This is a genomic window from Microcystis sp. M31BS1, from assembly GCF_020245285.1.
Lineage (GTDB): Bacteria > Cyanobacteriota > Cyanobacteriia > Cyanobacteriales > Microcystaceae > Microcystis > Microcystis panniformis.
In genome coordinates this window covers 1-10932 of the sequence record NZ_JADBVE010000410.1, presented here as the reverse complement: position 1 = coordinate 10932, position 10932 = coordinate 1, and the positions used below count along the sequence as shown (strand labels likewise).

General features: G+C 40.7%; 10 protein-coding genes and 1 pseudogene. 5 read left to right on the top strand and 6 right to left on the bottom strand.

Features of this window, described 5'->3' with window-relative positions; genetic code table 11:
• The 4 genes and pseudogenes from IM509_RS23110 to IM509_RS23095 form a co-directional block, all read left to right on the top strand.
• Positions 1-91, top strand: a pseudogene (locus IM509_RS23110) (IS1 family transposase); the annotation flags it as partial.
• Positions 92-218: 127 nt separating this feature from the next.
• On the top strand, positions 219-836 hold the full coding sequence (locus tag IM509_RS23105) for a transposase (RefSeq protein ID WP_260441165.1): 618 nt from the start codon (positions 219-221) through the stop codon (positions 834-836).
• Positions 812-1075 carry a transposase gene (locus IM509_RS23100; RefSeq protein WP_072927520.1) on the top strand — a complete coding sequence of 88 codons (264 nt, stop codon included), beginning with the start codon at positions 812-814 and terminating at the stop codon, positions 1073-1075. The genes IM509_RS23105 and IM509_RS23100 overlap by 25 nt, the downstream gene beginning before the upstream one ends.
• A 221-nt stretch (positions 1076-1296) precedes the next feature.
• Positions 1297-1557 carry a hypothetical protein gene (locus IM509_RS23095; protein ID WP_052278228.1) on the top strand — a complete coding sequence of 87 codons (261 nt, stop codon included), beginning with the start codon at positions 1297-1299 and terminating at the stop codon, positions 1555-1557.
• 57 nt (positions 1558-1614) lie between these two features.
• Here the strand turns inward: IM509_RS23095 and IM509_RS23090 are convergent, their stop codons facing one another.
• The 6 genes from IM509_RS23090 to IM509_RS23060 form a co-directional block, all read right to left on the bottom strand.
• The gene (locus tag IM509_RS23090; protein ID WP_002769327.1) at positions 1615-1833 is read right to left on the bottom strand and encodes a DUF2283 domain-containing protein; all 219 of its coding nucleotides are present in this window, start codon (positions 1831-1833) and stop codon (positions 1615-1617) included.
• Between the two features lie 453 nt (positions 1834-2286).
• Positions 2287-2412, bottom strand: coding sequence for a hypothetical protein (locus IM509_RS23080; RefSeq protein WP_255520613.1), 126 nt, complete (start codon positions 2410-2412; stop codon positions 2287-2289).
• 427 nt (positions 2413-2839) lie between these two features.
• Positions 2840-3988 carry a patatin-like phospholipase family protein gene (locus IM509_RS23075; RefSeq protein ID WP_185236788.1) on the bottom strand — a complete coding sequence of 383 codons (1149 nt, stop codon included), beginning with the start codon at positions 3986-3988 and terminating at the stop codon, positions 2840-2842.
• 379 nt (positions 3989-4367) lie between these two features.
• Complete coding sequence (locus tag IM509_RS23070; protein WP_185236787.1) at positions 4368-5093, bottom strand: endonuclease/exonuclease/phosphatase family protein; 726 nt, start codon at positions 5091-5093, stop codon at positions 4368-4370.
• Between the two features lie 41 nt (positions 5094-5134).
• Positions 5135-9274: a hypothetical protein gene (locus tag IM509_RS23065; RefSeq protein ID WP_185236786.1), complete on the bottom strand. Its 4140-nt coding sequence runs from the start codon at positions 9272-9274 to the stop codon at positions 5135-5137.
• A gap of 328 nt (positions 9275-9602) precedes the next feature.
• Positions 9603-10118 carry a coiled-coil domain-containing protein gene (locus IM509_RS23060; protein WP_052278224.1) on the bottom strand — a complete coding sequence of 172 codons (516 nt, stop codon included), beginning with the start codon at positions 10116-10118 and terminating at the stop codon, positions 9603-9605.
• Positions 10119-10544: 426 nt separating this feature from the next.
• On the opposite strand from IM509_RS23060, the gene IM509_RS23055 reads away from it, so the two are divergent.
• Positions 10545-10820 carry a ribbon-helix-helix domain-containing protein gene (locus IM509_RS23055; RefSeq protein ID WP_185236785.1) on the top strand — a complete coding sequence of 92 codons (276 nt, stop codon included), beginning with the start codon at positions 10545-10547 and terminating at the stop codon, positions 10818-10820.
• Positions 10821-10932: the final 112 nt, after the last annotated feature.

The following is a 10932-nucleotide window of genomic DNA, read 5'->3' as shown; positions in this document are numbered from 1 at the left end:
TTCTCGGCTGGTGAGAGAGAGTCTATCTTTCTCTAAAAAAATGGAGAATCACGTTGGGGCTGTTTGGTATTTTATCCATGACTACAATGCACAGCAAAGCAAAGGATTAAGCCGCCATCACTACTACCGAATCACCACCTACTTTTGTGTCCTGTTGGATAGGTTTTGCACTGGATAAAAGTATCGTCAGCATGAGAGACTTAAGCGCACGCCTGAAAATGCAAGGAATTAATGTCAATACGTCAACGTTTTCTAAGGCGAGTAAAATCCGAGAGACAGAACCATTTGAGAAAATAATCAATAAATTAAATAAAAGTTTAGTAAACAAAAAAGGAAAAGAAGCAGCTCAAGCTTTATTTCCAATTGACTCGACAATAATCTCACTGACAAGTAAACTGTTGTGGACAAAAGGATGGCATCAAGTAAAATTATTTTGTGGACTAAATAGTATCACCACAGAAGTGGGGGGGATTGTGATCAATTTTGGTCAAGGACATGACTCTAAAGAAGGGAAAAAAACTAGAGAAGAAATTCCTGTAAATGGAGTTGGGGTAATGGACAGAGGCTTTTCTTCTAATGAAAGAATCAGAAAATTATTAGAGAAAAAAGACAAGCACTTTGTTTTAAGGGTAAAAAATGATATGAAGCTAGAAATGCTGGAAAATGGTCAGAGCAAGCTAGGAGCAGAAAAAAGAGAAGTAGAGGTAAGAATCGTTGAGTTTTGTGATCTAGAAAGTAAAAGTGAATTTCGGATAGCGACGGACTTACCCTTAGAAGGAGAAGGGGGGGTACGGGGGGAGAAATTGCCGAAATGTATCGACAAAGATGGCAAATAGAACTTCTTTGGAAGTTCTTAAAAATGCACCTCAAGCTTGACCGTTTAATCACAAAAAACGAGAGAGGAATTCGGATACAAATTTATAGCTGTATCATCGCTTATTTAATTTTACAGCTAATAGATATTGAAGAAGTATTTGGCAAAAGCTTATTAGATAAATTGCGCTATTTACAGAGTTTTATGTGTCAACATATCAGCTATGTACACTGGTTTAGGAAAATTGTCTATTCAATCTGAAAAATGGCGTTCTGGGGTTGTCATGTTCTTAAATGTAAAGTTTTGTTACGAGATTCAACATTTCTGGTTATCTTGGCATCTTGTCTGTTGATTTAGCATAAAGAGTAACGAAGAGCCAAAGACTTGTTAGATAGCATACTCAGTCTAAACAAAATTGAATTTGATGACTGAAGGTAAATTTTTAGCTTACATTAACATCAGCAAAAGCCAAGAGGTTACTAATGACTCAAGCGATTCGTCAAACAATTTTTGTTCAGTCAGATGGTCGTCTAGAAATTCATTCAGATCAGCTTTTCCCTGGAAGAAAAGTAGAGGTTATTATTATTCTGGAAGATGACCCTGCAATATCATCAGCAGAAGCTTTAGCCATTAAGAGATTGGAAAATTTAGGTGATCCGCAGGAATGGATAACTGGGGTTGAAGCAGAGGAAGAAATTGATGAGGATGAGTTAAGGGAATGGGTTAAAAGTTGTGGTCACTAAAAATCATTTAGAGTAACACGCCGATCGCCGCTTCATTTCTCCCTAATTTACTTAAACTTATGCAGATGTCTTCAGGGGGACGAGGGGGAGTTGATTGATAATAAATTCACCGAGTTGCACTTTTTTGCTGGCATTATCAATGTCTAAACCGACTAGGTTCCCTAATTCATCATAATCGGCAACGACTCCTTCTGAAATTTCTTGGCTATCAACACTGGATTTGTCTGCAAGGTGGATATAAAGGGAGTCTGTTTCTGGGTAGTAGTTAATCTTCATGGTCTAAAGCTCCGGTCTGGAAAGGCGTTGTGGATAGTCAGCTTATCTTCTAGAGTAATGACTCTCAGGTATCGATCGCCAAATTCTTTTATCTGCGCCCAAAAGCGAAAACGATTATCTTCTTGAGGTTCACAGCGAATAGGGTTTTCGATAACGTAAATACACCATTCTTTTTTGAGGTAAGGGCGTTTTGTTAAAACATCATTTTCAAAATAGTTAGTAAATGTATATTGTGGCCTAGAAATGGTTGTAGTCAGTAAGGGAGACTTATTATCGTTGAATTAAAGCAAGGAACTTAGATATTTCTCTGACTGAAAGTTTTTTGAACTGTCTAAGAAGTGTCACAACTGCTTCACTCATGGCTTTAACTGATAGCTTGTAGATTACTTTCTGTCCACTAGGGTAACACGGCGATCGCTCTTTCAAAAACCAAAATGATCGCAATTTTAAAGTTTAATTAACCAGAAGACGGCGATCGCACTGGATGAAGGTGTTTCTAATGCGATCGCCAATATCTTGCGGTGGTTCGGTGAAGCGGATTTGTCCATCCTGATAAATACCTTCGATGGTTTTTAGCATGGTTTGCTGTTTGGTTGGTTTCCTTTTTAATTTTATCAGCTAATTTCAACGGGCTGGATATGCCATTAATTCGAGATGAACGAGATTATGCTTTACTCTGTGATTATATTCGTTAGTATCCTATGCGGTAGGGGTTTTATTTAAAATTCCAAGATCGCCCTATTTTTCGGTATATATTGGTTGATTGATGAAGGTTTTTATCGCTCTGATTTGGGTACGATAACAATTCCTGACAGTATGGGCAATGAATGATGCGGGAGATGTTAGGGCAATGTAAGGCATCGCAATTTGGATTTAAGTGTTTTGAAAAAGCAAAAGGTGCATGGGATGTATCCTACGTGATTGGCGATCGCACTATCTACCCAAGCGAAGAAGGGGCTTTTAACCCCTCTTAAAAATTGCATTATAATTTATGTCGTAATGGATATTAAGCGTTAACCAATTGCTGTGCTAATTTCTTTAATCGCTCTTTTCCGCCACAATGATTTAGATAATGGTCTGCTGCACGAGATAATGCTGTGAGATTAGCTTCATCTGCCTGAAATGTGGAAATATCGGAAGTAATGACAGGCTGGATACGTTTATAATTATCCTTCAATAGTTTCTTTGCGGTATAGTCTGTGACATCGGAGGAGCCATCTGAAAATACATCCATTAGTGGAATTTGATTATGAATGTTAACCCAATCAAATCCGCCCCAAGTTGTTGCTTCTTCTGCACTAATACGACGATTAACTTGTCCTGTCCCAAACGAGGCGACAAAAATTTTATCTAGTGGTTTACCGTTTTCAATCGCTTCGGCGATCGCACATAGGGCAGGATTATTGGCGACAACTCCACCATCAATTAACGGAATACACTCTTCTTGAGGAAGTCCTAAAGAAAGCGGTGTCTTTGTTACGTCTTTTGTTAAGTCGCCTCGACGAATTCTTTCATTATCTGGACGCTCATATTCTGTTAAAGCGTCTAAATAGGCTTTATCTTTCAGCAGATAGCCTGCAAAAGCGACGGGTGCGGCGGAAGAAGAACGGCAGACTTGCCACACGGGAAGAGTTGCATATCTTGCTTTATATTTATCATCTGGGTTTTGTGCATTTTTTCCTTGACTGACAAAAATAACGGCTTCTCGATTATAGGTATCGTAACTGGTTACTAGGGTCGGTTTTGGTAAGTCTTTAAAGAGCAAAGTTTCGGGAAAAATGTTTGGTTTTTTAAGAACGCTTTCTAATCCTTCTTCTTCAAAGAGGGGAAGGGAAGGATCTTTTTCTTTGATTCGTCGCCATACTTCTGGCCATACGTTGGAGAATTTTTTTAGGTCTAGCTCTTTGAAAATGGTTTGACCATGTTCGTTATAAAACCCTAAAATTTGTGTGGCGGTCATTCCATTGGCAAGGCCACAGGCAATGATGCTTCCTGTTGAAGTTCCCGCGAAGAAATCAAAGCAATTGGTAAGGGTATGTTCGGGATTAATTGCTTTAAGTTCGTTTTCTAGAGTTACTAATAAGGTCGCGGTAAGCATTCCTCGAATACCACCACCATCTAAGCTTAAAATTTTGAAGTTTTTTGAGTTTTCCATGATTGATTTCTCCAATTGGTTTGGCCATAAAAACTCAAGTAAATTATACAAGTAGAATACGAGCAAAAGCAGGAGGATGACTATTGATTCGTCCTTCAAAGTTTTAAAAAATTTCTAAATTTTATTCTGAATTGGTTTATAAAAAAATTTACGAACCAGATAACGATTGACAAGATAATTTAATATCGATTCATTGCTTAGAGGATATTTAAAAAGGGTTTGTTGTAACGAGAGAATGGGGGTTTCAGAACTTTCCTTTAACGAAAGAATAGGGGTTTCGGATATCGGGAGAGACTTTTCAAACGTCCTCTTAGTCTAATTTGATATAGAGAATGAGTACGCTATATTGTTAAGATAAAGAAAAAATTAGTTCTTGTGCTTAATAAATCGAAGATAACTTTCGTTTTCTTGACAGTTGGGGTTTTGGCTGAAACAAAAAGACTATGGGACGATGATCCGGTCCATCCATGTTTTTGAGATCAGGAAATTCTACAAACATTTCATCTATTATGCTAACTGTTTGGACATTTGACCCCGTAATACACCAATCTAGAATGCCGCCACTCCTATGTGTTTGATCAGCCCAATAAGTATGGGTCTCAGTAGCTCCTGATAACTTAAGTCCTATAATGTTTTTATAATCCCAATTCATATCTCCAGTTACCGCCCAAGGATAACCTGTGCTTGCCAAAAAATCAACAGACGCTTTAATTTGCCGTTCTGTTAAAAGCAACCGACCTGATTTGAAATGAGCAAGTACAAGATAAAAATCACCAATAGAAAGTAGCACAATGTAACGGTTTAAACCAGAAAGTTTATCCATTGATAATTCAATATTTAATCGTTTCCTAGTCATGATGATATAACCATTGCTTTTTCCACCTTCAAATGAATGAATATCATAATTGTCAAAGTATACAAGCGACAAATTATTGAGATAATCGTCTAGCCGTGCGCCATGTACCTCGCACAAAAAAATGATATCAATTCTCTTATTACAACAATAGTAAATGAAGGTATCGACCTTTGACCGCTTTTCTATTCTGGAGCTTCGCCCATTTTTCTCAATATTCCAAGACGCAACTGTAAATGAATCAAATGTCATGTTTTTTACCTCTAGTTTGTGAGTATGAGTCTCTAAGATATTCAAGCAGGTAAAAGCTGTTTTGCCAACGCCTTTGCCCCACTCAACGGGTCATAGAAATTAAACGCTAACGCCAAAGTTTGCGGTTGTCCTTGCATAAACACCAGCGTTAACGCCAAAGACACACTGCCTCCCCTCGCCGCCATCAGCGTCGCCTCGAATCGTGCCGATTTAACATCTAGCAAACCTCCTAAACTGTACTTGACGATAAACTGACCCACATCGGCGATCGCCCCAATAGAAACTTTGAGTCCTTGCAAAGTTTGAGTCGCCACAGATAACGCTGCCGTTGCCGTTTCCCGTGCAGTAAACAAACCAGCAATCCGCACATCCGCATCAATCGGGAAATTGACAATGGTTTTCTCCAAACCGCGCACCACCTGCTTGGCCCCTTCTAATACCCCATTGGCCGTCTCCCGTGCAGTAAACAAACCAGCAATCCGCACATCCGCATCAATGGGAAAATTGACAATCGTTTTCTCCAAACCGCGTACCACCTGCTTGGCCCCTTCCAATACCCCATTGGCCGTTGCCTTAGACGCTTCAACTCCACCGATATAAGTATAAAGTCCGGCAATTTCAGAACCCTTAGCCGTCGCGTAGGCCGACAATTCCGCCCAACGGTAACTCTTTTCGTACCATTTAGATTGATTAAACCAGCGTTCCTTATTGCTAATATCCTGTTTTAGCTGTTCAATTCTTCGCTTGGTGTTATCAATCTCTCCCTGAAGGGAATTCACATCATTTTGCGCTCGTTGCACCGCTCCCTGAGCATCCCGCATCCGCCCAGAATCGCGGTCTCGTTCGCGCTGAATGGTTTGCCGCATATTATTAATATCCGTATTGAGCTTATCCACCTCCCGTTGAGCAGAAGCAACTGCCGCCTGAGCATCTCGCATTCGCTGGGCATCGCGATCGCGTTCCCGTTGAATCGTTTGCCGCATATTATTAATATCCGTATTGAGCTTATCCACATTTCGTTGAGCGGAAGCCACTGCATCTTGAGCATTTGAAAGGCTTCTTGTTGCCTCATCGGCGGCGGCTTTAATGGCATTCGAGGCTTCTCGACGGAGATACTCCAATAAATCATTCCGCATCGTAGCAACAATAAAGAAATCGCCCCCTTGCGTTAAATTTTGTCCCCGTACTTCTAGAGTACATTCAAACAAATCAAAAATCTTGCCAATCGTCGTAAACGTAAAACCACTATCCGAGAGGCGGATTTGGGTTTCACTACGAATCCCCAACAGTTCGACTGCTCCTGATATATCCAGATTGGGAACGGTTTTTGGGCTAACCTTGAGATAAAGTGAGGGTTTAGGCTTGCCTGTGGCTCCTGTAAGCTTAAAGATACCCGCTAAGTTAATCGGTTCCACATCCCCTTTCACTTCAACTCCATCAAGATAATCAATTTTTAGATAGCCATAGGCTCGCAATCCCCAGAAATACATCGTTCCTTCTAATTGCGTCCCTTGCTCGAATTTTAATTCCCCAATTGTCGTCGGTTGCGGAACAATGTAGATTTTGACGTTTTCAAAGCCAATATCTAAAACCGTTTTAGCCAGAGAAGCGGGAATGGCTTGTTTCACCGCAGTTCCACAGAAAGTACCGATCACGTCCAGGAAATAGAGGCGATTAAAAGCGATCGCCAGCATACTGCGGCTCGGCATAGCCGAATCAAATTTCACCGCCACTACACCCTGAAATTCCCCAATTTGCAACGTACCAGCAATTCCCACTGTCGGTAGCGGTGGCGGGAAACTCATTCCTAGTTCGATCGCGACATTGGCAATGGACACCCCTTTCGCATCAAAAGGATCTTGCCAAATCCCCAACATAGTCGCTTGAAACTCAGCCGAGCGCGGTTTGACTTCCATGCCACCAATAAACCGCAGGACGCTATTATTCAAAATGGCCGTTACTGTCCCCATTAAGGTTAGCGAAAAGTCACTGGGAGCAGGTTTTAAACGAAACCGAATATCACCAAAGGCAACACCTTTACCTAAATCGAAACTGCCATCAATTGAGGCTTCTAGAACTAAATCGGCTGGTTTTCCACTGATAGCGGTATAAACATTGAGGGATGTAATTCCCAAAAGCGCATCCACACCTAATCCCGACAGATTCATGCCCGCAAAGAAGTTTAATCCTCGAATGATAGCCACATCACTCCGTTGAGCTTGTACTCGTGTAAGAGCGAAACTACGATCATCGCTAGAAGCCAGAATTAAAGCCGTATTGGAAAATTTGAGTCCATCAAGCACCCTGAGTTCATCGGCAATCTCTGAGAACTTCCAAGAACTGGGAGGCATAAATCCAGCCGTAAAGCCCCAACGATCGCTAATTTTCTTCACGATTAACTCAACTTGCCCCAAGCTAGAGCCTGCGGCTAGAGAGAAGGATTTTTGCTGAGGTGCAATAGTCACCTCTACATCCGAAAAAGACAACGCCAGCACACTAGCAGGAATCGGCAAATCACGAATCACCTCACTCCCGCAGAGTTTTTGTACTAAGGGTGACAGATTTAATGAGGGAATATGGCCTTGTAAAACAAAATCGCCAGGGAATTGATAGGTAATGGGGAAGCGGGCTGTATTTACTTCTAACGTCCCACTAATAAATCCCGTAACGGAACGCTGACGAGTTGTTGCTTCTGCCTGAGTTGAGTTTGCCGATCTCAGCACTTGAAAAGAAATATCTTCAACTTCTAACCCATCAACACCAATGGGAATCGGCCAGCTATTGCTCGATTTTCCAGTCAGAGAGAATTCTCCAGTTTTGGGGGTGACTGCAATTTCAATATTGGCAAATTCAAAATCGGGAAGGTCGGTTGGTAACTCAACCATTGCAAAGAACTCTTCCAGAATAGCCGACAGACTCAATTTAGAAATTTTTCCACGCAGAACGAACTGATCTTCAATATCGGCAACGAGACTGACTTCGGCTCCTGCAATCATCAATGTTCCAAGGATTAACCCCGATACAACCGTTTTGCCGTCAATGCGGGCTACTTCAAAGTTAGTTTCAACTTGCTGCAACTTTACCAGTTTAGGAATAATTTCCCAATCGGTTAACGCTGAACCACTTAGGGAAAAAGCTCTGTTTTTAGGGTCTAACGTCACGCCCAACTCAGAAAAGATAATATCTGGAAAACCTTGAGGGACAGAAACTTCATCAGAGGCAAAGAAGTTAATCAGCCGTGTTAGACTCAGCCCTCCCCCCTGAACCATATAGCCGTGCATGGCGAATCTCGGCAAAGAGGCTCCAACGCTAAACCTTGCTAGATTATCAATGCTCAGTTCTCCTGACAAATCACAAACCAAAGTACGGTTTTCAGAAGAAGTAGGATTATCTACTAAAAAATAAACTGAGACATTTTCAATGGCGATTTTGTCCGTTATTTTCCAAGGTTGTTTTGAAGTAACATATACCGCAATCGACTCTAGTTTTTTCTCCGTTGAACTAACATTTAGTGTAAGTCTGGAGAGAACTAACCCCTGTTCGGGACGATAGCCATCGGGTAGTAAATCAGCAAGTGCAGTTCCATTTAAAAGCCCAGTTAACTGAGAAAGTCCTGATAAAGAAAAATCTTCTAGATCCGCTTCAAAGGTCAAATCTTGATGAGAGCCTCGAAAGGTCGAATAAATTGGTAATTCAATGGGATTACTTGGACTTCCAATCTTAATCTGAGTCTCTAAAGCAAAATAGGCACTGGTGTAAGGAGCAAGACCGCCCTCTGCCTCATCGATCACATCGGCAACAAGATCGAGTTCTAAAGAAGGAACGCTTAAGTAGCCTAAACTAATATCTCCTGTGATGGGAGCATTAAGAAAAATCTCCGTCCCTTTAGGAGTAGGCACGATTAAGCCAGTTACTTTCAGAGAGAGGATCTCGCCAATAAATTGACTTAAGGAAACGAGGTCATTATCGATTGTCAATTCGGCTTCAAACCGAAGCCCAGAAACCTGCTCAGGTTCTTTAACTTCAACAGAATCAAGAATTAATTTGGGTTGTTGAAAGATTAGCCGATCAAATAAAAATTCTTCCTCTTTTAACCCCATTTGGGTAAGAATACTTGTTCCCAAACTCGGAAAACTTTGAGTAAATTTCCAAGTATTTGGCAATAGTGTAACTAAAGTCATTTGCGGCTTCTGATCTTTTAAGTAAAATGTAGCTTCAACCTCAAGATCTGGAATGGAAAATAGCGAAGTTTTCCCGCTCACAATAATATTTTCAGTTTCAGTTCTTAATTCTATCGTTTTTATGTTTAGTGGCTCATCAGATAAGAATTCTTTGAATAAAAACTGAATATTTTCAGATTCAATTGTAGTATTTTTTAGAAATAAATTGCCATTAGCAATATTTTCTTGCAGTGTTTTTCCAAGGTTTTCAATAGTCATAATTGCATCTCAAAATTAAGTTAAAGTATCCAGCGTGATTCCAAATTTACAGCTAATTTACTGAGTGACTCTACTTGGGAGTTGCCATTGCCTCTTCAAAAGCAGCTATCGCATGAATTAAACGGGGATCTTCCTCAATCGGGCGATCATATACCCCATCCTCCAAGGCGAGTAATTGCTGTTTTAACGCTTCTAACTCATGTCTAATAGCCCACTTTTTAGTTTCTAAATTCCCAATCTCCTCCTGCCAAGCGTTAATTTCTTTACCACGCCAATTAATCTCAATATCTAACTTTGCTTGTTCTTCTGTTCTATCAGTTCCAGGTAACGAGTGAAACCACTGCTTCCAGTGGTCAATTTCTCGTTTTCGATTCTTGGCTTGTTCTTTAGCTTTATCAATTTTGGACTGATTTTCCTCTATTTCGCCTTCTTTAGCTGAAATCTTATCATTAAGTTCGTCCTTGTTAGGTTTTCCGCTTTTTCTTTCCTCCAAAAGCTGAAATCGAACCGCATTAAGGATTTGATCTGGAGCAAGTCCAACGCCTCGACCATCGGACAGATCGTTCGATATAGAAATTTCAGGCATTTTCTTTTTCTTAGAAGTAGCAGTAACAACTTTTCTACTGTAATCACTTGTCCTTTCCAACACAACCGAAGTTTAGGAACTTAAGGAAAAAGTCAGTAAAATCCACCCAATCCCTTACCCCGCCTAACTTTCAGCCCCTCAACCCTCCCGCAAAAATCCTTAACTTGGGAAAAATCCCCAACTTTACCAACTTAAGCGCAAGCATTGTCAAAATATCCTGACAATCTCCCCCCACTCCGACTCCCCAAATTTTTGCTTCATACCCAAGACCACAAAAACCGAGATGGAAATATCCCACTTTTGTCATCTGGACAGGCTAGAGAGCTTACCCCACAGTAAAAATGAGTAGCGCATCTTGCCTGAGCAAACTTGGGACGATCCCACAGCGACGAACCTATAATGAAAAAAAGCCAAGCCTTAACAACCATGAAATTAACCCTAAAACCCGAACACCAAAAGCTGATCGAAGCCAAACTAGATACAGGGCGTTATGCCAATCCAGATGAAATCATTGCCGAAGCCTTACAATTACTCAGCAAACGCGATCAATATCAACAATGGGCAGAAGAAGTTGGCCAAAAAATTGATATTGCCGCCGAACAATTAGATCAAGGCGAAGGAATTGACGGAGAAACCGCAATCGCTCAACTTAAAGCAAGACTTCCAAAAAACTGTGGCTCTTCGGTTTATGTTATGCAATGAACGGGGGTTATAGAGGATGTAACCCTTGTATAGAAAGGCATTTAGCGATTTTTGTCAATTATTTTTCTCTAGAGCGAACTAATCAATTAAGTCTCTTGCCAGATAAGGATTT

What these genes read in the sequence shown, in the direction of transcription:
- IM509_RS23105 (WP_260441165.1), top strand. Translation starts at nt 219, where the DNA reads ATGCAAGGAATTAATGTCAATACGTCAACGTTTTCTAAGGCGAGTAAA.
- IM509_RS23100 (WP_072927520.1), top strand. Translation starts at nt 812, where the DNA reads ATGTATCGACAAAGATGGCAAATAGAACTTCTTTGGAAGTTCTTAAAA.
- IM509_RS23095 (WP_052278228.1), top strand. Translation starts at nt 1,297, where the DNA reads ATGACTCAAGCGATTCGTCAAACAATTTTTGTTCAGTCAGATGGTCGT.
- IM509_RS23090 (WP_002769327.1), bottom strand. Translation starts at nt 1,833, where the DNA reads ATGAAGATTAACTACTACCCAGAAACAGACTCCCTTTATATCCACCTT.
- IM509_RS23080 (WP_255520613.1), bottom strand. Translation starts at nt 2,412, where the DNA reads ATGCTAAAAACCATCGAAGGTATTTATCAGGATGGACAAATCCGCTTC.
- IM509_RS23075 (WP_185236788.1), bottom strand. Translation starts at nt 3,988, where the DNA reads ATGGAAAACTCAAAAAACTTCAAAATTTTAAGCTTAGATGGTGGTGGT.
- IM509_RS23070 (WP_185236787.1), bottom strand. Translation starts at nt 5,093, where the DNA reads ATGACATTTGATTCATTTACAGTTGCGTCTTGGAATATTGAGAAAAAT.
- IM509_RS23065 (WP_185236786.1), bottom strand. Translation starts at nt 9,274, where the DNA reads ATGACTTTAGTTACACTATTGCCAAATACTTGGAAATTTACTCAAAGT.
- IM509_RS23060 (WP_052278224.1), bottom strand. Translation starts at nt 10,118, where the DNA reads ATGCCTGAAATTTCTATATCGAACGATCTGTCCGATGGTCGAGGCGTT.
- IM509_RS23055 (WP_185236785.1), top strand. Translation starts at nt 10,545, where the DNA reads ATGAAATTAACCCTAAAACCCGAACACCAAAAGCTGATCGAAGCCAAA.